20 protein-coding genes are annotated in these 24,938 nt (G+C 67.0%); 8 read left to right on the forward strand and 12 right to left on the reverse strand.

What is annotated here, in order from left to right; genetic code table 11:
- Window positions 1-3: 3 nt before the first annotated feature.
- The gene (locus tag GRI62_RS11365; protein ID WP_131453447.1) at window positions 4-1,581 is read right to left on the reverse strand and encodes a TIGR00341 family protein; all 1,578 of its coding nucleotides are present in this window, start codon (window positions 1,579-1,581) and stop codon (window positions 4-6) included.
- Between the two features lie 122 nt (window positions 1,582-1,703).
- Here GRI62_RS11365 and GRI62_RS11370 point away from each other — a divergent pair, with 122 nt between their 5' ends.
- From GRI62_RS11370 to GRI62_RS11380, 3 genes are read left to right on the forward strand one after another with little or no spacing between them, the layout of a single operon-like run.
- The gene (locus GRI62_RS11370) at window positions 1,704-2,912 is read left to right on the forward strand and encodes a toxic anion resistance protein (RefSeq protein ID WP_188669392.1); all 1,209 of its coding nucleotides are present in this window, start codon (window positions 1,704-1,706) and stop codon (window positions 2,910-2,912) included.
- Entirely contained in the window at window positions 2,912-3,748 is an 837-nt protein-coding gene (locus tag GRI62_RS11375) for a hypothetical protein (RefSeq protein WP_131453448.1), read from the forward strand. The genes GRI62_RS11370 and GRI62_RS11375 overlap by 1 nt, the downstream gene beginning before the upstream one ends.
- Entirely contained in the window at window positions 3,748-4,056 is a 309-nt protein-coding gene (locus tag GRI62_RS11380; protein ID WP_131453449.1) for a polyhydroxyalkanoic acid system family protein, read from the forward strand. The genes GRI62_RS11375 and GRI62_RS11380 overlap by 1 nt, the downstream gene beginning before the upstream one ends.
- A 9-nt stretch (window positions 4,057-4,065) precedes the next feature.
- Here the strand turns inward: GRI62_RS11380 and GRI62_RS11385 are convergent, their stop codons facing one another.
- Window positions 4,066-4,524 (reverse strand): DUF2721 domain-containing protein, encoded by a 459-nt coding sequence (locus GRI62_RS11385; protein ID WP_234032903.1) that lies wholly within the window; start codon window positions 4,522-4,524, stop codon window positions 4,066-4,068.
- 192 nt (window positions 4,525-4,716) lie between these two features.
- On the opposite strand from GRI62_RS11385, the gene GRI62_RS11390 reads away from it, so the two are divergent.
- Both GRI62_RS11390 and GRI62_RS11395 read left to right on the forward strand, forming a co-directional pair.
- A complete protein-coding gene (locus tag GRI62_RS11390) occupies window positions 4,717-5,223 on the forward strand; it encodes a heme oxygenase-like domain-containing protein (protein WP_131453450.1) in 507 nt (168 codons plus the stop codon).
- Window positions 5,220-7,778, forward strand: a complete 2,559-nt coding sequence (locus GRI62_RS11395) for an HWE histidine kinase domain-containing protein (protein ID WP_131453451.1) — start codon at window positions 5,220-5,222, stop codon at window positions 7,776-7,778. The genes GRI62_RS11390 and GRI62_RS11395 overlap by 4 nt, the downstream gene beginning before the upstream one ends.
- Window positions 7,779-7,787: 9 nt before the next feature.
- Here GRI62_RS11395 and GRI62_RS11400 read toward each other — a convergent pair whose 3' ends face one another.
- From GRI62_RS11400 to GRI62_RS11410, 3 genes are read right to left on the reverse strand one after another with little or no spacing between them, the layout of a single operon-like run.
- The gene (locus tag GRI62_RS11400) at window positions 7,788-8,819 is read right to left on the reverse strand and encodes a mannose-1-phosphate guanylyltransferase (RefSeq protein WP_131453452.1); all 1,032 of its coding nucleotides are present in this window, start codon (window positions 8,817-8,819) and stop codon (window positions 7,788-7,790) included.
- A 43-nt stretch (window positions 8,820-8,862) separates the two neighbouring features.
- Entirely contained in the window at window positions 8,863-9,627 is a 765-nt protein-coding gene (locus GRI62_RS11405; protein ID WP_131453453.1) for a hypothetical protein, read from the reverse strand.
- A gap of 55 nt (window positions 9,628-9,682) precedes the next feature.
- Complete coding sequence (locus tag GRI62_RS11410; RefSeq protein WP_131453454.1) at window positions 9,683-10,447, reverse strand: Crp/Fnr family transcriptional regulator; 765 nt, start codon at window positions 10,445-10,447, stop codon at window positions 9,683-9,685.
- A gap of 154 nt (window positions 10,448-10,601) precedes the next feature.
- On the opposite strand from GRI62_RS11410, the gene GRI62_RS11415 reads away from it, so the two are divergent.
- From GRI62_RS11415 to GRI62_RS11425, 3 genes are read left to right on the forward strand one after another with little or no spacing between them, the layout of a single operon-like run.
- Window positions 10,602-14,087 carry a hydantoinase B/oxoprolinase family protein gene (locus tag GRI62_RS11415; RefSeq protein ID WP_131453895.1) on the forward strand — a complete coding sequence of 1,162 codons (3,486 nt, stop codon included), beginning with the start codon at window positions 10,602-10,604 and terminating at the stop codon, window positions 14,085-14,087.
- Window positions 14,084-15,052, forward strand: coding sequence for a DUF2891 domain-containing protein (locus GRI62_RS11420; protein WP_131453455.1), 969 nt, complete (start codon window positions 14,084-14,086; stop codon window positions 15,050-15,052). Before GRI62_RS11415 ends, GRI62_RS11420 begins: the two co-directional genes overlap by 4 nt.
- Window positions 15,052-15,465, forward strand: coding sequence for a protein tyrosine phosphatase family protein (locus tag GRI62_RS11425; RefSeq protein WP_131453456.1), 414 nt, complete (start codon window positions 15,052-15,054; stop codon window positions 15,463-15,465). Before GRI62_RS11420 ends, GRI62_RS11425 begins: the two co-directional genes overlap by 1 nt.
- Here GRI62_RS11425 and GRI62_RS11430 read toward each other — a convergent pair.
- From GRI62_RS11430 to GRI62_RS11460, 7 genes are all read right to left on the reverse strand, one after another.
- Window positions 15,462-16,241, reverse strand: coding sequence for an enoyl-CoA hydratase-related protein (locus tag GRI62_RS11430; protein WP_131453457.1), 780 nt, complete (start codon window positions 16,239-16,241; stop codon window positions 15,462-15,464). The two genes, GRI62_RS11425 and GRI62_RS11430, sit on opposite strands and share 4 nt — an antisense overlap.
- 10 nt (window positions 16,242-16,251) lie before the next feature.
- A complete protein-coding gene (locus GRI62_RS11435) occupies window positions 16,252-18,306 on the reverse strand; it encodes an acetyl-CoA carboxylase biotin carboxylase subunit (protein ID WP_131453458.1) in 2,055 nt (684 codons plus the stop codon).
- 289 nt (window positions 18,307-18,595) lie between these two features.
- Complete coding sequence (scpA, locus tag GRI62_RS11440; protein ID WP_131453459.1) at window positions 18,596-20,830, reverse strand: methylmalonyl-CoA mutase; 2,235 nt, start codon at window positions 20,828-20,830, stop codon at window positions 18,596-18,598.
- Window positions 20,820-21,260, reverse strand: a complete 441-nt coding sequence (gene mce, locus GRI62_RS11445; RefSeq protein WP_131453460.1) for a methylmalonyl-CoA epimerase — start codon at window positions 21,258-21,260, stop codon at window positions 20,820-20,822. Before mce ends, scpA begins: the two co-directional genes overlap by 11 nt.
- On the reverse strand, window positions 21,257-21,760 hold the full coding sequence (locus GRI62_RS11450; RefSeq protein ID WP_131453461.1) for a DUF488 domain-containing protein: 504 nt from the start codon (window positions 21,758-21,760) through the stop codon (window positions 21,257-21,259). Before GRI62_RS11450 ends, mce begins: the two co-directional genes overlap by 4 nt.
- Window positions 21,761-21,769: 9 nt before the next feature.
- A complete protein-coding gene (locus GRI62_RS11455) occupies window positions 21,770-23,302 on the reverse strand; it encodes an acyl-CoA carboxylase subunit beta (protein ID WP_131453462.1) in 1,533 nt (510 codons plus the stop codon).
- 30 nt (window positions 23,303-23,332) lie between these two features.
- Window positions 23,333-24,832: a CoA-acylating methylmalonate-semialdehyde dehydrogenase gene (locus GRI62_RS11460; protein WP_131453463.1), complete on the reverse strand. Its 1,500-nt coding sequence runs from the start codon at window positions 24,830-24,832 to the stop codon at window positions 23,333-23,335.
- Window positions 24,833-24,938: the final 106 nt, after the last annotated feature.

Raw genomic sequence — 24,938 nt, forward strand, 5'->3', positions numbered from 1 at the left:
TCGTCATTCTCCCGTGGTCCAGGCGACCGTGACCGTGCCGTAGCCGCTTGCCTGCGGCCGGGCCACCACTTCGGCCCCCTGTTCGACCAGCGCGGCGCGGGCCGCGGCGACGGCGTCGGCAGGGCCGGAAAGGCGGACCGGCACCCCGGTGCGGCTCTGCGCCCAGGCGACAAGCGCCAGCGCCTGGCGCCCGCGCGCGGTGGGGGCGAAGCTTGCATCCGTGCCGTCCTCCTCCTCGACCTGTTCGAAGGGGACGGAAGGCAGCGGGCGCAGCGGCGGGATGAAGCGGATATCCCATTCCGGCTCGGTGGAATCGATGCGACGCTCGATCTCGGCATAAGCCGCGAGCGAGGCACCGTCGAGCGGACGGGCGCGGACCAGCGCCCGGCGGCGGGAGCGATCGACCGTCACGTCCTCGACAGGAACGCCCCCCAGCAGCGCCAGCCGCTCGGCGATGTCCTCTGCCTGCGCGGCGGCCTCGGCCTCCTCTTCGCGGGCGGCGGCCAGTTGCGCCTCCTCCTGCGCCTCCGCGCTCGATCCGACGCGGATCTGCGTGAGCGACATGGTGATCTCCACCCCCAGGCTGCGCCGCAGCAGGCGCTCCGCCCGCTCCTCGGCATCGCCGACGATCTCCGGGGTGAATACGGTGGCCGAAACCCGCAGCGGCGTCCGCTCGAAGTTCGGCGCGAGCTGGGAGACGGTGGCACGGCCTTCGAACACGCTTTCCACCACGCCCGTTGCCTGCCGCGTCGCCTGCGCCTCCCACACGATCTGCCGCAGCGACAGGAACAGCGGGATAGACAGCGCGACGAACACCGCCACGATCAGCAGGGTCTGGAACCGCGTCTGCTTTTCCGACAGGTTGGAGGAAAAGCCATAAGCGCGCGCCATGGCGGTCGCGGTCAGGGCAATGGCGGTAAGGTTGGTGACGAACAGGAACAGCGCGCCCCAGAACACCGTCGCGTTCTGCGTGGCGAGGCCGTAGCCGACCACCGCCAACGGCGGCATCAGCGCGGTGGCGATGGCAACACCCACGATCGTGCCCAGCCGCCCGCGGATCATCGCATAGGCACCGGCGATGGAGGAAAAGATGGCAACGCCGAGGTCGAGCAGGCTGGGCCGGGTGCGCGAGGCGATCTCGCTGGTGATCGTCTGCAATGGGGATGCCCATACCACCAGCGCGGTGAACAGCACCGCCACCAGCGTGCCGATCGCAAGGGCGCGCGCCGATTGCCGCAGCCACTTGTAATCGCCCGTGGCCAGCGCGAAACCCACGCCCATGATCGGGTCCATCAACGGCGACAGCAGCATGGCCCCGATCACCACTGCCGCCGATCCCTGCAGCAGGCCGAGAATGGCGATGCCCGCCGACATGCAGGTCATGAGCAGGTAGCGTGCCGAAAGCCGGCATTCCGCCCGGCGCGATTCGATCACCGCGACCTGGTCGACGGTTCCGGACACGTCCGTGAGCCACCAGTGGACCACCCCGTTCCACGTGTCGGCCAGGCCCTGCCTCGCCTTGCCGAGCGATGGTTCGGGTGTGGAAGGCTGTGCGCTGGGATCGGCGTTTGGGGTTTGCATTGCCATCCGTTATCGCGGAAAACCGGCAATGACAAAGCGCCTGGCGGCGCGGCGCGCTTGAAACGTGTGTCTTGCACCACTAATACAGTGGGCGGATACGAGTAAGGGGATGCTTTGAGACGATGGCCATCAGCACCGAGACAGTCACCAGGACCGAAACCGCGCTGGAACTGACGCCGCCCGATCCGGTGCCGCAGGTGGCGCCCGAACGCGCGGCCGGCCTAGTCCCGGTGTCGGAAGACAAGAAAAGCGCGCTTGAACAGAAGGTCGACGGTTTCGTGGCCGAGCTGGTCGCGCTCGATGCCAATTCGCCCGAGTTCGGCAAGAAGGTCGACCAGATCACCGGCATGGGCCGCAAGGAGATCATGGCGGCATCGGCCATGTCGAACCGCTTCCTCGATCGGCCCGTGCGGGCGATGGATGCCGATACCGGCGTCGGCACCGACCTTGCCGAGCTTCGCCGCACGGTCGAGGAGCTCGATCCCGGCCGCAAGGGCAAGATGACGGGCCGCAAGTTCCTCGGCATCATTCCCTTCGGCAACAAGCTGAAGAACTACTTCGACAGCTACTCCAGCGCGCAGGGGCACATCCAGTCCATCCTCGCCCGGCTTTCCAGCGGCAAGGACGAGCTGCTGATGGACAACGCCGCCATCGACGTCGAGCGGCAGAAGCTGTGGGAAGCGATGGGCAAGCTGGAGCAGATGGCCCACATCGCCAAGACGCTGGATCAGCGGCTGGAGGACGAAGCGGCCGAGCTTGACGCGACCGACCCGGCCAAGGCCAAGGCTATTCGCGAGACCGCGCTGTTCTACGTGCGCCAGCGCACGCAGGACCTGCTCACCCAGATGGCGGTCAGCGTGCAGGGCTACCTCGCGCTCGACCTGGTCAAGAAGAACAACGTGGAGCTGGTGAAGGGCGTGGACCGCGCCAGCACCACCACCGTGGGCGCGCTGCGCACCGCGGTGACCGTGGCGCAGGCGATGACCAACCAGCGCCTCGTGCTCGGCCAGATCACCGCGCTCAACCAGACGACCGCGGGCATCATCGACAGCACCAGCACGCTGCTGCGCGAGAACACCGGCAAGATCCATGAACAGGCCGCCGCCAGCACCATTCCGCTGGAAACGCTGCAACGCGCCTTCCAGAACATCTACGACACGATGGACGAGGTCGACAGCTTCAAGCTGCGCGCCCTCGATTCGATGAAGCAGACGGTGCAGACGCTGTCGACCGAGGTGGAGAAATCCAAGGGCTACATCGCCCGCGCCGAAGGGCAGAACCAGGCGGCGGCGCAGGTGAGCGAATCGAGCCTGCTGCAGATCGAGAGCTGATGGACGATTCCACGCGACATTCGGACCGTATCCTTGCGGATAGCCGCGCCCTGGTGCGCGACAACCGTGATGGCGGGCGGCACCGCCGTGGCGGTAACAACGGGCCACCACGGCGGCCGATCGGCGAGGGTTCGGCGCGGATCAGGCGTTCCAACCTCACCACGCGCATTCGCAACGTCATTATTGCTGCGCTCACGATACTGCTCGCGGCGGGGATTGCCGGGGCCATGTTCGACGGTATCGGCTTTTGGGGGGTGATGATTGTCATGGCGCTTGTGGCTGTGGCCACCATGATCTTCTCGAACTTTCCGAAGGTGAAAACGCCGCAGCGCGCCGATCTCGCAAAGACCCAGGATGCCCGCCAGCTGGTCGCGCGCACCGAACTGTGGCTGGAACACCAGCGGCCCGCCCTGCCCGCACCGGCGGCTAGGCTGGTCGACGACCTTGGCGTGCAGCTCGATGCGCTGGGCAAGCAGCTCGCCCACGTCGACCCCGCGCACCCTGCCGCCGCCGAGACGCGCAAGCTGGTGGGCGACGTGCTGCCCGAGACGATCGATGCCTATGGCCGCATCCCCGCCCATCTGCGGGGGGAGGAGCGCTCCGGCTCGACCCCCGACGCGCAGCTGGTCGACAGCCTCGGCAAGATCAGCCGCGAGATTGACAGCGTGACGCGTCAGCTGGCCGAGGGTTCGCTGGACGACCTCGCCATTCGCACCCGTTACCTGGATTACCGCTACGGCGAGCGCGAGGCGCTGGCCGGTCCGGACGAGCATGGCTCGGGCGTGCCCCTTCCCGAATTGAGCCCCGATTTCACGCCCGAGAGGAGCAAGACCTGATGGACGTCGCCATTCCCCACAACCTGGGCCGCGAGGAAGTGCGCCGCCGGATGCGGGACAACAGCCACAAAATCGGCGACCAGATCCCCGGCGGCATTGCCGATGTCGAGACCAGCTGGCCGAGCGAAGACCGCATGAACCTTGCCATCACCGCAATGGGCCAGGCGATCACCGGCCACATCGACATCGAGGACAGCCAGGTGGTGTTCCATGTCCTGCTGCCGCCGGCGCTGGGCTTCATCAAGCCGATCGTGGAAAGCGCCCTGCGCGACCAGGGCCAGAAGATGCTGGCGCCGCCCAAAGGCTAAGCAAAGACCCTAGAGCGTCCGCTCGCGCTCCAGATACATTTCAGGGATACGCAGGGCCGCAGTGGCCTCGCGCGTTTCGCGCAGGAACAACAGCAACGCCCACATCAACAGGCCGATGGCGAGGATGAAGGTGCCCGCCGCCACCGGGTTGAGGCCGACGTGGGCATATTCCTCGACGAACAGCAGGACAACCGTCAGCCCGATGGCAAGCGCGGCAAGCACCAGGCGCAGCAGCGCCTTGCCGATCAGCTCGATGCGGCGGTCGGTCAGCCGGATCTCGCGCACCACCAGATCGTGTGCCGGCCCCACCGTCTCCCCGTGGCGGCGCTGGAGTTCGCGGCTGCGATCGACCACCCGCCCCAGCCGCTGGGTAAGGGTGCCAATGATGTTGCCGATGGCGACCAGCACGAACACCGGCGCAAGCGCCAGCTGGATGGTCTGTGCGATCATGGTATCGGCCAGCGGCACGGCGCGAATCCTGCTTTAAACGGGTTGGGAACCCCGATTGCGTATAGGTGTTCATATCAACTTCAAGGCGTATTCCGCATATAATCCTCTGCGTTGTCTTGAATCCTGGGGGTCGTTGGCGGTTTGTCGCATCAAAATTCTGTCGAGCTGAGAGGCTATCTGAAATCCCGCACCGCCGCCCGGCACGATGTGTTGGACGGTATCGGCGCGCCTGCAAGCTTTGCCGACCGGGAGGCCTACGCCGCCTTTCTCGCCAACCAGCTTGCCGCGCGGGAGGGGGTCGAGCGATGGGCCGCGCACCATTGCCCGCCCGATCTTGCGCCGCCGGAAGTGACGCCGCTGATCGTCGCCGATCTTCAGGACCTTGGCAGCACCATCATCCCCGCCACCTCTGCCCCCTTCGCGCTGCCCGCCGGCAGTGACGCGATCGGGCTGGCATGGGTGGTCGCCGGGTCGCACCTTGGCAACCGGGCAATGCTGGCGCGCTTGCGGCGCGAGGCACCCGGCGCCCCTGTCGCCTTCCTGGCGGACGAGCGGATGCAGCAGTTCTGGAAACAGCTGCGACCGCGCCTCGCCGCCGCTGTCTCACCCGCCGAGGCCGAGCGTGCCGCCATCGCGGCAGAGGCGGTGTTCGACCATTTCCTCGCGGTGTTCGCCGGCCCGGCCCACGGCCGCGCCCCCGGGACGCTGGCGGCATGAGCGGCACCATGCCCCAGGTCGACCTGTCGAGCTGCGATCGCGAGCCCATCCATCAGCTCGGCCACATTCAGCGCTTCGGCGCGCTGATCGCGGTCACCGCGGACTGGATCGTCGCCTTCCGCTCGCTCAACCTGGGCGAGATCGTGGATCCGCGTCACGAAATCGCCATCGGCGATCGGCTGGCCGAACATTTCTCGCACGCGGCCATGCAGGCCATCCGCAGCCGCGCCGCCGACGCGCATGAACTGGGCATCGTTGAACGCCTGTTCGGCGTCGACCTGCTGCAGAATGGTCGCCTGTTCGACGTGGCGGTGCACCTTTCGCAGTCGTTCGTCATCATCGAGATCGAACCGGGATCGAACGATGGCACCGCCGAACTGTCCAGCTCTCTACGCCCGTTGATGAGCAAGCTGCAGAAAAGCACCTCGATCGACGACCTGTGCCTTTCCGCCGCCACGGAGCTGAAGCGGTTCCTCGGCTTCGACCGCGTCATGGTCTACCGTTTTCACCCCGACCAGAGCGGCGAGGTGGTGGCCGAGGCGCGCGAACCCCATCTCGAACCGTTCGAGGGTCTGCGCTATCCCAAGACGGACATTCCCGCGCAGGCCCGCGCGCTGTACCTGCGCAACCTGTTCCGCATCATCGCCGACGTGGACGAGGAACCGGTGCCGATCGAGCCCGTGACGTCGCTCGGCGGCGAGCCGCTCGACCTGTCGATGTCCACCCTGCGCGCGGTTTCCCCGATCCACATCGAATACCTGCACAACATGGGCGTGGGTGCCTCGCTGAGCATTTCCATCGTCATCGACGGCAAGCTGTGGGGGCTGTTTGCGTGCCATCATTACGCCCCGCTGCAACTGTCCTATCCCAAGCGGACGATGGCCGAACTGTTCTCGCAGCTGTTCTCGCTCCAGCTGCAGCTTGCGATCGAGACCGCGGGCGGCATCGTGAAAGACAAGGCGCGCGCGCTGCACGAACAGCTGATGAGCCAGATGGTCGGCGGCGAACCGCTTTCCGATAACCTCAAGTCCATCGGTCAGGCCATCGGACGGATCATCCCGCACGATGGCATGTCGGCCTACATCGATGGCGCCTACACCAGCCACGGCATCGCCCCCAACGAGGAGGAATTCCTCGCCATCGTGCCCTCGCTCAACACCTCCTCGACCGGTCACATCGTGCATTCGGATTCGCTGAAGGGAATCATTCCTGCCGCCGGGGCTTTTTCGGCGCGGGCGGCGGGTGCGCTGATCATTCCGGTTTCGCGTCGCCCGCGTGACTACGTCGCGCTGTGGCGCAAGGAATTGAACAAGGTGGTGACCTGGGCAGGCAATCCTGAAAAGGTCGCGGACGTCGGGCCCAACGGCGATCGGCTGACGCCGCGCAAGAGCTTTGCCGCCTGGCAGCAATCGGTCGACGGCCGCTCAGCCCCGTGGGAGCCGGAGGAAATCAGCATTGCCGAAAACCTGCGGGTGACGCTGCTGGAAGTCATCCTGCGCATCACCGACGAGCAGGTGCAGGAACGGGCCAAGGCGCAGGAGCGGCAGGAGCTGCTGATCGCCGAACTCAACCACCGCGTGCGCAACATCCTCACCCTGATCCGCAGCGTGATCGGCCAGTCCCGTTCGGAAGCAACCGACGTGGAAGGCTTCGCCCAGATCATCGGCGGGCGCATCCAGGCGCTGGCGATGGCGCACGACCAGATTACCCGTCACCAGTGGTCGCCTGCCTCCCTCAAGGAACTGATCCGCGCCGAGGCCGAGGCCTACCTGGCGGGCAAGGCGGACCGGGTGATCGTGACCGGCCCCGATGCGCAGGTGGCCCCTGCCGCCTACACCGTGCTGGCGCTGGTGGTGCACGAGATGATGACAAATTCGGCCAAGTACGGTTCGCTGTGCGACAGCACCGGCCAGTTGTTCATCGAACTCTCGTTCAACAGGCATACCGATCTCGAAATCAACTGGCGCGAACGGGGAGGTCCCGCGGTCAAGGCCCCCCAGCGGCGCGGTTTCGGATCGACCATCATCGAACGCTCCATCCCCTTCGAACTGAAGGGCGATGCAGAGGTTCGCTACAACCTTGGCGGCGTGGAGGCCGATTTCTTGATACCTTCCAAATATGCGACACCGTCAGAAGCCGGCGACGACGCCGGAGCCGACACGGCCGCGCCCGCACCTGCCGCGCCGCAGATCAGCAACGCGGACAGCCGCGACGGGGTGCTGGTGGTGGAGGATTCCATGATCATCGCCATGGATGCCGAGGACATGCTGCGTTCGCTTGGCTTCCGCACCGTGATCGTCGCCTCGAGCGCCGCGACGGCGCTGCAGGAACTCGCCCGGCACGAACCGCTGTTCGCCATTCTCGATTACAACCTCGGCGACGAAACCAGCGAAGCCGTGGCGGAGCGGCTGACCGCGCTTGGCGTGCCGTTCTGGTTCGTTACCGGTTATGGCGATGCCGTGGCGCAGCTGTCTTCCAGCGATGCGCGCGGGGTGATCCAGAAGCCCTATTCCAAGAGCGACCTGGAAGGAATCGTGACCAGCCTGTCACGCTGACCGCGATGGCTATTGCCTGGCGGCGCCGGAGAGTTTGCCGACCAGTTGAGCGCCGTCCATCGTCGTGACCAGCACTTCGTCGCCGTCGACCACGATGGCCACGTCGTGCAATCCGATGGCCGAAACGCGCGGACCATCGGTTTCGACCAGCACGTTGCGGCAATCGACCAGTTCGGCGTTTCCGCGCACCCGATTGCCATGATGGTCGCCGCTGCGGGCATCGCGCAGCGCGGACCAGCCACCGATGTCGGACCAGCCCATGGCGACCGGCACCATGGCCGCCCGGCTGGTGGCTTCCATCACGGCGTAATCGACCGAGTCCCCCTCGATCCGGGCGAAGGGCTCGGCGGCAGGGTGGAAGCGCGCGCCATCCCGGCGACCCTTGTCCACAGCCTCGCGCACCGCGGCGGCCATCGCGGGCCGGTGCTGTGCCAGCTCTGCCAGGAAGGCCCCCGCGCGAAAGGCGAAGATGCCGCCGTTCCACGAATAGCCGCCCTCGGCGAGGAAACCCTGTGCGCGTTCCAGATCGGGCTTCTCGACGAAGCGGTCCACCGCATGGCCGTGGCCCAGCGGATCGCCGCTCTTGATATAGCCGAAGCCGGTTTCGGGATGCGTGGGCGTGATACCGAAGGCGACCATGTAATCCTCCTCGGCCAGCGCGGCGGCCGCGCGGGCAGCGGCGCGGAAGGAGGGCACATCGGCAATGTGATGATCGCTGGGGCAGACCAGGATGATGGCTTCTGGCGGCAGCAACGCCGCGGCAAGCGCGATGGCGGGGGCGGTGTTCTTGGCCTCGGGTTCGACCACGACGAGCGCCTCGCGCCCGCCGACCTGCGCCTCCACATGCGCCAGATGCGCGGTGCCGGTGACCACGATCGGGGCGGCGAACAGCGCCGCATCGTCGCAGCGCGCCAGCGTCTCCTCGAACAGCGTCGTTTCTCCTACCAATGGCAGGAAGGGCTTGGGCATGGTCTTGCGGCTGCGCGGCCACAGGCGCGTGCCGCTGCCGCCGCACATGATAACGGGATGGATGGTGCTCATGGTATTGAGTTCGTGCCTCTTCGTTATCGATACAAGGGCAAAATCAGCGCCCGCGAAAATCCACGCGATAGCCGTAGCGGGTCTCGACCGGGGTGCCATCGGCGGTGGTCGCGGGATTGAAGCGGATGCGTTCCATCACCAGCGGGCAGACGAGCGCGGTGGTGGCGGCATCGACCTGCGTGTCGGCGACGCTGCATCCGCGCGCGCGGCCATCGACGCCGACGGTGAATTGCACCGTCACCGACTTGCCGAACCGCGCCCGTCGGCCGCCTTCGGGCACCGGAAAGTCCCGCGATTCGTTCAATTCGCCCGAGCGCACCGACGGCCCGACCGCCACCGCGCCGCCAGTGCCCGATCCGCCCGTTCCAGATCCTCCCGCACCCGAACCGCTATCCCGGCTACCGGTCCCCTCGCCTTCGCCCCCCGCGCCGGTGCCTTCGCCTTCCTGACGCGCGCCGGAGGTGTTCGCGCTGCCGGTGGAGGACGCGCGCGGTGCCGGGCTCGGGCGGGGGAGCGGCTGCGGCGGGGCAACGACTTCGCGCGGCGTCGCCTCCCGCCCTTCGGGAGCTGCAGCGCCCTCGTCCGGCTGCGACGGGGCCTGGCTGGGCTCGACCTTCGGCTCGGGTTCTTCGTAGGTGCGCACGGTTACCGTCACCATCGACGTGGCTTCGTCCACCATCCGGGCGGTGAATTCGGGCGCAAGCAGCAGTGCAAGGCCATAGAGGCCGACCAGGTGCGCCACGCCGATCAGGGCGACGAGCTTCCAGTCGGGGCGCTTTCTCGTGCTTGCAAATCCGCCTTCGGCCATCGCCCGTCTCTCTGCCAATCGTGGCAGGAAGACAACGCCTGCCACGGTGAAAATATCAGCTCAGGCTGAGTTCGCCCTTCACCCCGAGAATCCCCTCGCCATACAGGTAAGCCGGATCGAACGTGGCAAACCGTTCCAGCGCCTGGCGATCGGGCACGCGGATCGACCCGCGGCGAAAATCCGCCAGCCCGTCCCGGCGCAATTGCCCCAGCGCGCGGTTCATGTGGATCGCGGTGGTCCCGCACATGTCAGCAAGGGTCTGCTGGATGAGCGGGGTATCGATGATCCCCTTGCGCCCCAGGCCGACGAAATCGAGCCGTTGCCAGATTTCGCAGAACACGTGCGCCACGCGCTTGGATGCGCGCAGCTGTTCCAGCTTCATGATCCATTCGCGATGGATCGCGGCATCGAGCAGTGTGGAAAACCACAACAGCCGGGTGAGGTGCGCATTCTCCTCCATCAGCCGGCGCAGGCGATCGTGCGAGACAAAGCCCACACGCACTGGCCCCAGCGTGACCAGGTCGTGATCCAGCCGCTTGAGCGCAAAGGCATGGAGGTCGACGAAATCGCCGGGCACCTGCACGCCCACGACGAAACGCTTGTCACCTTCGCTGATGGTGCGCAGCACGAACCCGTCGATCAGCATGGTAGACCGATCGGACAGTTCCCCGCGCGAGAGGATCGTGGCATCGTGATCGTATTCGACGACCTCGCCGATCAGCGATTCGACGATGCCCTTTTCGTCCTCGCTCAGTGCGTCGCGCAGGCGGCCCATCAGGAATCGCCCCGTCAAAGGGTAGCGACCCAGTTCCTCGTCCATCTACCCCTCGTCCCTTCTTGCGCCCGTCTTTGCGCAATTGATACGAAATCAGCGGCTTATTGCAAGTGGGGCACGCGGTATGCGGAAGGCGGCAAGCACGATCCCGCGCTCGGGCGCACTTGCAACCGCCAATGCCGGCGGGCAGACCCCTCGCATGACCGGCACCTACCGCTTCGCCATCGATCGCGGCGGCACTTTTACGGACGTCGTGGCAGAGGTTCCGGGCGGGGCCCTGGTGACCGCCAAGCTGCTTTCGAGCGATCCGGGCCGCTACGCCGATGCGGCGAGCGAAGGCGTGCGGCGGATCATGGCGGACCACGGCGATGCACCCATCGCCGAAGTGCGCATCGGCACCACGATCGCCACCAATGCGCTGCTGGAACGGCAGGGGGCAGCGGTGGCGCTGGCGATCACCCGCGGGCATCGCGATGCCCTGCTGATCGGCAACCAGGCGCGCCCCGACATATTCGCCCTCCAGATCCGCAGGCCCGAACGGCTGGAGCGGCACGTGGTGGAGATCGACGAGCGGGTGAGCGCGGACGGCACAGTGCTGCGCCCGCTCGACGAAGCGGCAGCCCGCCGCGACCTCGCCGCCATGCGCGACAAGGGTATCGAGGCATTGGCGATCGTCCTGCTGCACGGCTGGACCTTTACCGACCACGAGGTGCGGCTGATCCGGCTCGCGCAAGAGCTTGGCTTCACGCAGGTCAGCGCCAGCCATGACGTTTCGCCGCTGATCCGCCTCGTCCCGCGCGGCGACACCAGCGTGGCCGACGCCTACCTCTCGCCCGTCATCCGCGCCTATGTGGAACAGTTGGCAGCCCGCCTGCCCGATCATGGCACCTTGCGCTTCATGCAGTCGAGCGGCGGGCTGGCGGATGCGCGCGCCTTTCGCGGCAAGGACGCGGTGCTTTCCGGACCGGCGGGCGGGGTGGTGGGCATGGCCCTGACCGCGCGGGCGCTCGGCTTCGAACGGCTGATCGGGTTCGACATGGGCGGCACCAGCACCGATGTCTGTCACTACGCCGGCGAATACGAACGCACGGGCGACAGCACCGTGGCAGGCGTGCGCATCGCCGCGCCGATGATGCAGGTGGAAACCGTGGCGGCGGGCGGCGGCTCGATCTGCCGCTTCGACGGCCTGCGTCTGCGGGTGGGGCCGCAAAGCGCGGGCGCGGACCCCGGCCCTGCCTGCTACCGCAAGGGCGGACCATTGACGGTGACCGACTGCAACCTCGTGCTGGGCCGCATCGACCCGGCACGGTTCCCGCAGGTGTTCGGCCCGGCTGGCGATCTTCCTCTCGATCCCGAAGCCTCGCGCGAGCGGCTTGCCGGGGTTGCCGCATCGTTGCGCGAACCGATGGACGAAGCCACGCTGGCCGAAGCCTTCCTCGCCCTTGCCGTGGACGAGATGGCCAATGCCATCCGCAAGATCAGCACCGCGCGCGGCCACGATGTCGCCACCCACGCACTTGCCTGCTTCGGCGGCGCGGGCGGCCAGCTCGCCTGCCGGGTGGCGGACGAACTGGGCATCGAGACAGTGCTTGTCCATCCGCTCGCCGGAGTGCTGAGCGCCTATGGCATCGGCCTTGCCCCGGTGGTCGCGATCCGTGAAGTCGGCGTGGTGAAGCCGCTGGCCGAGAACTACCAGCCGGCGCTGGATCGGGTCCGGTCACAGGCGCGCGAGGCGCTGCTGGCGCAGGGCATAGCGCCCGACCGCATCGTCATCACCCCGCGCCTGCGCCTGCGCTTTGCCGGTAGCGACACCGCGCTGGATCTGCCGCTGGGCGATTGCGCCGAAGCGGAGTTCCGCGCCCGGCATCGTCGCCGCTTCGGCTGGTCGGACGACAGCGCGACGGTGGTGCTGGAGGCGATCAGCGTGGAGGCGCAGGGCCACGTCGGCGGTATCTCGGGCAATCGCGCCACGAGGAGCACCGCGCCGCTTCTCCCACAGGGTATTGCGGGGCCGGCGACACTTCCGGGCAATGGCTCCACCCTGGTGGTGGAGGACGGCTGGCGTGCCGACCAGCGCGCGTGCGGCAGCTACGTGGTATGCCGCGACACACCGCGAGCGCGCCCACTGGCGGGTGACACCAGTGTCGACCCCCTGCGCCTTGCCGTGTTCAACAACCTGTTCATGGCCATCGCCGAGGAGATGGGCGTTGTGCTGGAAGCCACGGCGAGCTCGGTCAACATCAAGGAACGGCTGGATTTTTCCTGCGCGGTATTCGATGCGGACGGCGCGCTGATCGCCAACGCGCCGCACATCCCGGTCCACCTGGGCTCCATGTCGGCAAGCGTGCGCCATGTCATCGCCAACCGCGCAGCCAGCCCTCGCGGTATCCGGCGCGGCGATGCCTATGCCCTGAACGATCCCTATCACGGCGGCACCCACCTGCCCGACATCACCGTGATCGTGCCCGTGTTCCAGTGCGATGGTGACGCTCCGCACGCCTGGGTGGCGGCGCGCGGGCACCACGCCGACGTCGGCGGGATCGCCCCGGGCTCCATGCCGCCCGACAGCCGCTCCATCGACGAGGAGGGCGTGCGCATCGACGACGCGCTGCTCGTCGACGAAGGACGGTTCTGCGAGGCGGACCTGCGTGCGCTGCTGGCCAGCGGAGCGAACCCGGCGCGCAATCCCGACCGCAACATCGCCGACCTCAAGGCCCAGCTCGCCGCCTGCGCGCGCGGGGCGGACCTGCTGGCGCAGGCGGCGGCGGAGCACTCGGGCGCGGTCCTCGCCGCCTACATGGGCCACGTGATGGACAACGGCGAGGCGGCGGTCCGGACCTTGCTGGAAACGCTGCCCGAAGGCCGCTTCACCTACGCGATGGACAATGGCGCGCAGGTCTCGCTCGCCATTGCCATCGACCGGAAGGCGCGCTCCGCCCGCTTCGAGTTCGCCGGCACCAGCCCGCAGTTGCCGGGCAACTTCAACGCGCCGGCCGCCATCACCCGGGCCGCCGTGCTCTATGCGCTGCGCTGCCTCGTCGCCGACGACGTGCCGCTGAACGACGGCTGCCTGCGCCCTGTCGAGCTGGTTGTTCCTGAGGGCTCCATGCTCAACCCCCGCCCGCCCGCCGCCGTCGTGGCCGGCAACGTGGAAACGAGCCAGGTCGTCACCGACTGCGTGCTGGCCGCCTGCGGAGCGCTCGCGCCCTCGCAGGGCACGATGAACAACCTCACCTTCGGCAACGCGCGCCACCAGTATTACGAGACGATCTGCGGCGGCGCGGGCGCTGGGCCGACGTTCGACGGGGCAAGCGCGGTGCAGACCCACATGACCAACAGCCGCCTGACCGATCCCGAGGTGCTGGAGACGCGGCTGCCCGTCAGGGTGGAGAGCTTTGCCATCCGCACCGGATCGGGCGGCATCGGCGCGCATCGCGGCGGCGACGGGGTGGAGCGGCGCATCGCCTTTTGCGAACCGATGCGGGCACAGATGCTTGCCAACCGCCGGACGGTCGCGCCGCGCGGGCTGGCGGGCGGCGCCGACGCCGCGCCGGGCGAAACCCTTGTCGAGCACGCCGACGGGCGCGTCACCCATCTGGGCGCGACGGGTGCGGCCGATGTCGGGCCGGGCGACGTCATCGTCATTCGCACGCCGGGCGGCGGCAGCTATGGCGATGCGCCATGATCGACGCCGCAACCGCCTCCCGCTTCGCCCGCACCGCGCTGGGCCATGTGACGCAGGAATATCCCAACAAGCTCGACCACGTGATGGCCGGGCCGGGTGACGCCCTGACACCGCGCGCGCTGCACCCGGCCTTTTACGGCAGCTTCGACTGGCACAGCTGCGTGCATTCGTGGTGGACCCTGCTGACACTGGCGCGGCTGCACCCCGCCCTGCCCGAGGGCCCCGATATCGCGGCGCTGGCGGACAAGGTGCTGACCGCAGACAATCTCGCCGCCGAACTGGCCTACGCGCAGCGCCCCCAATCGCGCGGGTTCGAGCGGCCCTACGGCTGGGCCTGGCTGCTCACCCTCCACCTCGAGGCGAGCCGGCACGAGGGCCAAGGCTGGGCCGCACACATCGCGCCGCTGGCGCGCCATTTCGCCATGGGCTGGCGCGATTATCTCGCCACGCTTGCCCACCCGATTCGCACGCCGACGCACCCCAACACCGCCTTTGCCATGCGCCTGTCGCTCGACTGGGCGGACAGCTTCGACGCCGAACTCGCCTCCCTGTTGCGCGCGGCGGCACGGCGTTTCTACGGCGAGGATCGCGACACGCGCGAGGCGGTGGCGGGCGATGCCTTCCTCTCGCCCGCGCTGGTGGAGGCAGCCCTGATGCGCCGCGCCCTGCCGCCCGCCGACTTCGCCGTGTGGCTGCGCGCCTTTCTGCCACGCCTGCACGAGGGCGAGCCCGCCGCGCTGTTCGTGCCTGCCCGCGTCACCGATGCCAGCGACGGCAAGGCCGCGCATCTCGACGGGGTGAACTTCACGCGGGCATGGTGCTGGCGCGAAATGGGCCTCGGCGGCGATCTTGCGGCGCGCCACATGGCCGCCTCGCTGCCCGCGGTGGACGGCGACTACATGGGCTCGCACTGGCTGGCGTCGTTCGCGTTGCTCGCTATGCTGGCGGGCAAAGGAGACGACTGATGGACATTCGCCGGGTGGACGAGAATTTCGCGGTGGCTGCGCAGGTCGCGGCGAGCGACATGCAGGCGATTGCCGACGCCGGTTACACCGACATCATGTGCAATCGTCCCGATGGCGAGGAGCCGGGCCAGCCGCCGTTGTCGGACCTGCGCGCCGCGGCCGAGGCGGCGGGGCTTGCGTTTCACCATGTGCCGGTGGCTGGCGGGATGTTTCCGCCCGAGGCGCTGGCACAATTCGCCCGGGTGCGGCGCGAGGCGTCAGGCCCGGTGCTTGCCTACTGCCGCAGCGGCACCCGCTCGATGACCATGGACACGCTGGCGAACCCGGGCGGGCTGTCGGTGGACGAACGCATGACCCGCGCCGAAGAGGCCGGCTACGACCTTTCCGGCCTGCGCGGTTATCTGGAAAGCTAGCGGCCCTTCCAGCTGGCGGCACGCTTCTCGACAAAGGCCGTCATGCCCTCCGCCTTGTCCTCGGTGGCAGCGAGAATCTGGAACAGCCGCCGTTCGTGCAGCATCCCCTGGCTCAGCGTGGTCTCATAGGCCGCGTCGACCAGTTCCTTGTTCACCTTGACCGCCATCGGTGCCATGCCAGCGATTGCGGCGGCCGCCTTCAGCGCCTCGTCCAGCAGCTGGTCGTGCGGCACAACGCGAGCGACGAGGCCCGCTCGCTCGGCTTCCGCTGCGTCCATCATGCGGCCCGTCAGCACCAGGTCCATGGCCTTGGCCTTGCCAACGGCGCGGGTGAGGCGCTGGCTGCCGCCCATGCCGGGCGCGACGCCCAGCTTGATCTCGGGCTGGCCGAACTTGGCGTTTTCCGACGCGATGATGAAGTCCGCCATCATGGCGACCTCGCACCCGCCGCCCAGCGCAAAGCCGTTGACCGCGGCGATCCACGGCTTGCGGGTCGCGGCGACCATGCGGTTCCAGCCCGCGAAGAAGTCCTCGTTGAACATCTCGGCGGCGGACTTGTCGACCATCTCCTTGATGTCGGCGCCCGCGGCAAAGGCCTTGTCGCCAGAGCCCGTCACCACGGCACAACCCTGGCTGGCGTCGGCCTCGAACGCGGCAAGCGCCTCGGTCAGTTCGGCCAGCACCTTGGTATTGAGCGCGTTCAGCGCTTCCGGTCGGTTGAGCGTGATGAGCGTCACCGCATCGCGCTGCTCCACCAGGATCGTTTCGTAAGCCATCGTCAGTTTCCTATTCGAGTTCCAGGATCACCGCGTCCACCACCAGCGTCTCACCCTCGGCGGCGTTGATGGTGGCGACGGTGCCACTCTTTTCGGCGCGCAGGATGTTCTCCATCTTCATCGCCTCTACCGTGGCGAGCGGCTGGCCCGCCTCCACCGCTTCGCCCTCGGCCACGTGCAGCTTCACCAGCAAGCCGGGCATGGGGCAGAGCAGCAGTTTGGAGGTATCGGGCGGCACCTTGTCGATCATGTGACGTGCGAGGTCCGCATGGCGCGGTTGCAGGACGCGTACATCGTGGGTGCGGCCGTGCGTGGTCATGCGATAGCCGGTGCGCGTGGGCGCAAGGCGGATGCCGTAGCGGGCGACCGCTTCGCTGTCTTCCTCGTCGCTGTCGTAAAGCGCGACCTGCACCATCCGATCGCCCGGCGTGTAGTCGAACGCGAGCGCGACAGGTTCGCCGTCCACGCTGATCCCGTCCTCGCCCAGCGAAACCGCGTGATCCGCGGTGCCCAGGCGCACGGTCCAGTCGCCCGGCGGCAGCTGCGGCTCGCCCAGCTGTCCGGAAATGCGCCGTGCGCGGTCGGCATCGGCGGTGGCGATTACCCCCGCGACCGCTGCCAGCACGCGCGTGGTTTCCCCGCTGACTGCCGCGCCCGCGAACCCGTCGGGATATTCCTCGGCAATGAAGCCGGTGGTGATGTCGCCGCTGCGAAAGCGCGGGTGCTGCATCAGGGCGGACAGGAAATCGACATTGTGGCCGAGCCCCTCCAGTTCCACCGCGTCGAGCGCCGCCACCTGCAGGTCCGCCGCCGCCTCGCGCGTGGGCGCCCAAGTGACGAGCTTGGCAATCATCGGGTCGTAGAAGATCGAGACTTCGCCGCCTTCCTGCACGCCTGAATCGATGCGGATATACCCATCATCCGCCCGTGCTGAGCCTGGACGAGCGGGGGGTGCAAAGTGCGATGCCTCGGGAAACCGCAGGCGCACCAGCCGGCCGGTGCTGGGCAGGAAGCCGCGATAGGGGTCCTCGGCGTAGATGCGGTTCTCGATGGCCCAGCCGTCGATGCCGATCTGGTCCTGCGTCCACGGCAAGGCCTCGCCCGCCGCCACGCGGATCATCTGTTCGACGAGGTCGATGCCGGTTATCGCCTCGGTGACGGGATGTTCCACCTGCAGGCGGGTGTTCATCTCGAGGAAATAGAAGCTCTCGCCCGTCGGATCCGCGCCGCTGACGATCAGTTCGACCGTGCCCGCCGAATGATAGCCGACCGCCTTGCTGAGCGCGACCGCCTGTTCGCCCATCTTGCGGCGCATTTCGGGGGTGACGAAGGGGCTGGGCGCTTCCTCCACCACCTTCTGGTGGCGGCGCTGGATGCTGCATTCGCGCTCGTTGAGGTAGAGCACGGTGCCGTGCTTGTCGCCCAGCACCTGGATCTCGATGTGGCGGGGGTCCTCGATGAACTTCTCGATGAACACGCGGTCGTCGCCGAAGGAGTTCAGCCCTTCGCGCTTGGTCGCCTCGAACCCGTCGCGCACGTCCTGGTCGTTCCAGGCGAGACGCATCCCCTTGCCCCCGCCGCCCGCGCTGGCCTTCATCATCACCGGATAGCCGATCTGGTTGGAGACGGTCAGCGCCTCCTCGGTGGTGTCGATGGCATCCTCGGACCCGGGCACGGTGTTGACGCCGGCCGCCTTGGCGAGTTTCTTGGACTCGATCTTGTCGCCCATCGCCGCGATGGCGTTGGCGGGCGGCCCGATGAAGGCGATGCCTTGCGCCTCCAGCGCCTCCACGAAGCTGGCGCGCTCGGACAGGAAGCCATAGCCCGGATGCACGGCCTCCGCGCCGGTCTGCTTGCAGGCGGCGATGATCTTGTCGGCGATAAGGTAGCTATCCGACGCGGGCGAGGGTCCGATATGCACGGCTTCGTCGGCCATCTGCACGAAGGGCGCGCGCGCATCGGCATCGGAATAGACCGCCACCGTGGCGATACCCATGCGCTGCGCGGTCTTGATGACCCGGCACGCGATCTCGCCGCGATTGGCGATGAGGATTTTGGAGAACATTAGTTTGCCTTCGTCCGAGACTTAATTGTCCGCCATAATACTAAAACAATGCCAGCTATCGTTAGCAATAATGCGACAAACATCCCTAGCATTGACGGAAGATAAAACGCGCTCATTAAAACATGGTCGTGCCACTGCGGTTCGGTAGTTGCTCGACCGAACACCATCGGTACCAATGACAAAACGAACAGACCCACACCGCCTAAAACGAGGCGTCCACGAGACGCGAACCAGATAAGAGAAACTAGGAAAGCGATCGCCCATCCAGATATCATGACGAGATATTCAATCACTCCGCCGCCTCCAACTCTTCGCCCGCGGGCGGCATATTGTGCCCGAGCAGGCGTAGCAGGTCCGCCGCCGCTTCGACGACATTGGTGCCGGGGCCGTAGATGCCCTGAACGCCGGCCTTCTGGAGGAAGTCATAGTCCTGCGCCGGGATGACACCCCCGGCAACCACCTTGATATCGGCGCGGCCTGCATCGCGCAGGTGACCGATCAGTTCGGGGATCAGCGTCTTGTGGCCCGCCGCGAGTGAGCTGGCACCGACGGCATCGACTTCGTTGTCGAGCGCCATCCTGGCGGTTTCCTCGGGCGTCTGGAACAGCGGGCCGGATAGGACCGCAAAGCCCATGTCGGCAAAGGCGGATGCGATGACGTTGGCACCGCGATCGTGGCCGTCCTGACCCATCTTGGCGACGAGAATGCGCGGCGCGTGGCCCAGGCGCCGGGCGACGGCATGCACGCCTTCCACCACCTGCGCGAAACGCGCATCGCCCGCGTAGGCAGCGGCGTAGACGCCCTTCACCGGGGTCGGCACGGTGTCGTAGCGTCCGAACACGTCCTCCATCGCGGCGGAGATTTCGCCCAAGGTCGCATCGTGGCGCGCGGCCTCGATGGCGAGGGCAAGGAGGTTAGCCCTCTCCCCTTCAGGGGGGAGGGTTGGGAGGGGGGAACGCGGATCGGCGGCGTTCCGAGGTCCCCCTCCCCCAACCCCCTCCCCTGAAGGGGCGGGGGCATTCCGAGCGCCTTCGCGCAGAGCATCCAGCGCCGCCCGACAAGCCGCCTCGTCGCGCCCCGCCCGCACCGCCTCCAGCCGCGCGACCTGGCTGGCGCGCACGGCGTGGTTGTCGATGTCGAGCGTGTCGATCGCGGCTTCTTCGGACAGGCGATACTTGTTGACGCCCACGATCACCGTCTCGCCCCGGTCGACGCTTGCCTGCTTGGCGGCCGCCGCGCTCTCGATGGCGGCCTTGGGCGCGCCGCTGGCGACGTAGCGGGTCATGCCGCCCGCCGCCTCTACCTCTGCCAGCAAATCGCGGGCCTTGTCGGCAATCTCGGCGGTCAGCGCCTCGATATAGTAGCTGCCGCCCAGCGGATCGGCGACGTTGGTGATGCCGGTCTCCTCCTGCAGGATCAGCTGCGTGTTCCTCGCAATGCGGGCGGAGAAATCGGTGGGCAGCGCGATGGCCTCGTCCAGCGCATTGGTGTGCAGCGACTGCGTGCCGCCGAGCACGGCGGACAGCGCCTCCAGCGTGGTGCGCACGACGTTGTTGTAGGGGTCTTGCTCCTGCAACGAGACGCCAGAAGTCTGGCAATGGGTGCGCAGCATCTTGGACTTGGGGTTCTGCGCGCCCAGCTCGGTCATCACCTCGTGCCACAGCGTGCGCGCGGCGCGCATCTTGGCGATCTCCATGAAGAAGTTCATGCCGATGCCCCAGAAAAAGCTGAGGCGCGGGGCAAAGGCATCGATGTCGAGCCCGGTGGCGATGGCGCGCCGGGCGTATTCCTTGCCGTCGGCGATGGTAAAAGCCAGTTCCTGCACCGCCGTCGCCCCGGCCTCGTGCATGTGATAGCCGCTGATCGAGATCGAGTTGAACTTCGGCATATGCGCCGAGGTGTAGGCGATGATGTCCGACACGATCCGCATCGATGGCTCGGGCGGATAGATGTAGGTGTTGCGGACCATGAACTCCTTGAGGATGTCGTTCTGGATCGTGCCGCTGAGCTGGTCCTGGCTCACGCCGGCACGCTCGGCGGCGACGATGTAGAACGCCATCACCGGGATCACCGCGCCGTTCATCGTCATCGAGACGGACATCTCGCCCAGCGGGATCTGGTCGAACAGGATCTCCATGTCGCGCACCGTGTCGATGGCGACGCCCGCCTTGCCGACATCGCCCACCACGCGCGGGTGGTCGCTGTCGTAGCCGCGATGGGTGGCAAGATCGAAGGCGACGCTCAGCCCCTTCTGCCCGCCCGCCAGGTTGCGGCGATAAAAGGCGTTGGATTCCTCGGCGGTGGAGAAACCCGCGTACTGGCGGATCGTCCACGGGCGGCCGGTGTACATCGAGGCGTAGGGGCCTCGGGTGAACGGCTCGAAGCCGGGCATGGCGGGTTCGGCAGGCGCATCGGCGGCGGTGTAGAGCGGCTGCACGGCAATGCCTTCCGGCGTCTGCCAGGTGAGGTCGCGTCCCTTCACTTCCTTCGCGGCGCGGGTGTGCCAGTCGGACTTAGTGCTCACGCGGCGTCTCCATGATCTCGGTCAACTGGCCCATCATGTCCTTGGGGTGCAGGAAGAAGATCGGCGTCCCGTGCGCGCCCACGCGGGTGGGGCCGAGGATGCGCTTGCCCAGCCCCTCGAACCACGCGCGCGCCTCGGCAATGTCGGTGACCTCGTAGCAGACATGGTGCTGACCCCCGGCGGGGTTCTTCGCGAGGAAGCCGCGGATCGGCGAATCTTCGCCCAAAGGCTCGATCAACTCGATCTGCGTGCCCTTGCCGACCTCGCCAACCGCGTCGGGCGTATCGACGAAGCACACCTTTACCCCTTGCGCGGGCAGGTCGAACGGCTGGGTCACTTGCTCTGCACCCATCGTCTCGCGGTAATAGGCAACGCTGTCCGCGATGGAACGCGTCGCGACGCCGATGTGGTTTAGGCGGCCGAGTTTCATTCTGCTTCTCTCTTTTCCCTTTTCAGCGACCCAGCCTTCGCCTCGCTCAGGACATCAGGCAACAGGTCCACGCTCGAGAAATCTGCGAGCAAATCGGCGATGAGCAGCGAACGGTGACACTTCTCGGCCTCGCGGCAATAGCACAGCAGACAAGTGCGTTTCTCCAGTGCCAGAGCGCGCAACTCCGCCATCTGCGCCATTGCTTCCGGTAGCTCCAGCTGACCCGCATAGATACGGCGCAGCGTGTCACGGTCGCCTTTCCTGGCCGCCTCGCGTCCATCGGGCGGGGTGCCGACATGGCGGAAGTGACGGTATTCGATACCGATCTCCTCCACCGCACCAGCAAGGGCAGTCTTCGAAAAACCCGGTTTGCGCGATAATGGTAGGGCCCGCACGTCGGCCAAAACTTCTACTTGCGCTTCGCACAGCGCCGCCAGCATCGCGGGGTGTGTCGTCTCCTGGTAACCGATAGTGTAGATGAGAGGCATGATCGCGGTCATCCGAGGCTTCTAGAGCGGCAGATTATCATGCTTCTTCCACGGGTTCTCTAGGCTCTTGTTCGCCAGCTTCCGCAGCCCCAGCGCAATCCGTCGCCGCGTCGAGTGCGGGTAGATCACCTCGTCGATATAGCCGCGTGAGGCCGCCACGAACGGGTTCGCGAAGCGGTCTTCGTATTCCTTCGTCTTCTCGGCGATCTTGTCCGGATCGTCGCGATCCTGGCGGAAGATGATCTCCACCGCGCCCTTTGCCCCCATCACCGCGATCTCGGCGGTGGGCCAGGCGTAGTTGAGGTCGCCGCGCAGGTGCTTGGATGCCATCACGTCATACGCGCCGCCGTAGGCCTTGCGGGTGATGACGGTGATCTTGGGCACTGTTGCCTCGGCATAGGCGAACAGCAGTTTGGCGCCGTGCTTGATGATGCCGCCCAGTTCCTGCGCCGTGCCGGGAAGGAAGCCGGGGACGTCCACGAAAGTGACGATGGGGATGGAGAACGCATCGCAGAAGCGCACGAAGCGCGCCGCCTTGCGGCTGGCGTTGATGTCGAGCACGCCGGCCAGCACCATCGGCTGGTTGGCGACGAAGCCCACGGGCCGCCCCTCCACGCGGCCGAAGCCGGTGATGATATTCGCGCCATAGGCGGGCTGGATTTCGAAGAAGGTGCCCTCGTCCACCACCTTCCGGATCAGCTCGTGCATGTCGTAGGGCTGGTTGGCGTTGGCGGGGATCAGGGTGTCGAGGCTGTCCTCCACGCGGTCCCACGGGTCCTCTGTGGGCAACACCGGAAGGTCGGACTGGTTGGACGAGGGCAGGAAACCCATCAACTCGCGCGCGGCGAGCAGCGCCTCGATATCGTTCTCCAGCGCCAGGTCGGCGACGCTGGTCTTGGTCGTATGCGTGATCGCGCCGCCCAGTTCCTCCTGCGTCACGACCTCGTTGGTGACGGTCTTGACCACCTCGGGCCCGGTCACGAACATGTAGCTTGAATCCTTCACCATGAAGATGAAGTCCGTCATCGCCGGCGAATAGACCGCTCCGCCCGCGCAGGGGCCCATGATAAGGCTGAGCTGCGGGATGACGCCGCTGGCGAGCACGTTCTGCTGGAACACCTCGGCATAGCCGCCGAGCGACGCCACGCCCTCCTGTATGCGCGCGCCGCCGGAATCGTTGAGGCCGATCACCGGCGCGCCGGCTTTCAGGGCCATGTCCATGACCTTGAGGATCTTTTCCGCGTGGCGCTTGCTGAGCGAGCCGCCGAACACGGTGAAGTCCTGGCTGAACACATAAACCAGCCGCCCGTCGATCGTGCCGCTGCCGGTAACCACGCCGTCGCCGGGGATTTTCTGCTCGGCCATGCCGAAATCGGCACAGTCGTGTTCGACGTAGGCATCCAGTTCCTCGAAGCTGCCTTCGTCGAGCAGCACCTCGAGCCGTTCGCGCGCGGTCAGTTTGCCCTTGGCGTGCTGCGCGTCGATGCGCTTCTGGCCGCCGCCCATGCGGGCAGCCGCGCGGCGGCGTTCGAGTTCGGCGATATTGGCGGACATCGGCTTTTCCTGTCAGGTGTTCGCGGTGGATCAGCCCATCGTCGGGATGACGAAGGCGTTGCTGCCATCGCCGCCCCCGTCGGGCCAGCGCTGGGTGACCTTTTTGGCCTTGGTCCAGAACCGCAGCCCTTCCATGCCGTACTGGTCGATATCGCCAAAGCCCGAACGCTTCCAGCCGCCAAAGCTGTGATAGCTGACAGGCACCGGGATCGGCACGTTGATGCCGACCATGCCCACGTTCACCCGCGCGGCGAATTCGCGCGCGGCGTGGCCGTTGCGGGTGAAGATGGCGACGCCGTTACCGTACTGGTGCTCGCTGGGCAGGCGCACCGCTTCCTCGAAATCCCGGGCGCGCACGATCTGCAGGACGGGGCCGAAGATTTCTTCCTTGTAGCTGTCCATGTCGGGGGTGACACGGTCGAGCAGGGTCGGGCCGACAAAGAAGCCCTTCTCGTGCCCCTGCAGGCTGAATCCGCGCCCGTCGATCACGACCTCGGCGCCCTCCTTCTCGGCCGTATCGATCCAGCCTTCGATGCGGGCCTTGTGCTCGGGCGTCACGACAGGGCCGTAATGCGCGTCCTTGTCGGTGGACACACCCACGCGCAGGGCGTTGATCGCGGGGATCAGCTTTTCGCGCAAGGCATCGGCGGTAGCCTCGCCCACCGGCACCACCACGGGCAGCGCCATGCAGCGTTCGCCGGCGGAACCGAAGGCTGCCCCGGCAAGATCGTTCACCACCATGTCGAGATCGGCATCGGGCATCACGATGCCGTGGTTCTTGGCCCCGCCGAAGGCCTGCACCCGCTTGCCGTTCGCCGCGCCGCGTTCGTAGATGTATTGCGCGATGTCGCTGCTGCCGACGAAGCTGATCGCGGCGATGTCACGGTGATCGAGGATCGCGTCGACCATCGCCTTGTCGCCGTGGACGACCTGCAGCAGCCCCTCGGGCGCGCCTGCCTCCAGGAACAGTTCGGCCAGCCGCATCGGAACGCTGGGATCGCGCTCGCTGGGTTTCAGGAGGAAGGCGTTGCCCGCGGCGATCGCCATGCCGAACATCCACATCGGGATCATGGCGGGGAAGTTGAACGGGGTGATGCCTGCGCCGATGCCGAGCGGCTGGCGCATGGAATAGACGTCGATCCCCGGCCCTGCGCCGTGGGTGTATTCGCCCTTCAGCGACTGCGGGATGCCGCAGGCATATTCGATCACCTCAAGCCCGCGCTGCACGTCGCCGTGCGCGTCGTCCACCACCTTGCCGTGCTCGCTCGCCAGCAGTTCGGCCAGCGCCTGCTTCTCGTTCTCGACCAGCCGCTTGAATTCGAACATCACGCGGGCGCGGCGCTGGGGATTGGTGGCGGCCCATTCGGGCTGCACCTTTTTCGCGTTTGCGACCGCGGCTTGCAGCACCGCCGCATCGCCCAACGCGACCTCCGCCTGCACCTCCCCCGTGGACGGGTTCCAGATCCTGTGGGTGCGCCCGGAAAAGTCGCTGCCGCCATGGCCGGGGATGAGATGGTCGATCTGTCGCATGGGGCAAAAATCCGTTGCAGGTGAAACTTCTTATGGTGCCTATCGGCTCTGACAGCTATGCGCAAGAAACCCTCTTCGTTCCGGGCGAAGCATCGTGCGCCAGCGC

The sequence above is a fragment of the Aurantiacibacter arachoides genome (assembly GCF_009827335.1).
Classification (GTDB): domain Bacteria; phylum Pseudomonadota; class Alphaproteobacteria; order Sphingomonadales; family Sphingomonadaceae; genus Alteraurantiacibacter; species Alteraurantiacibacter arachoides.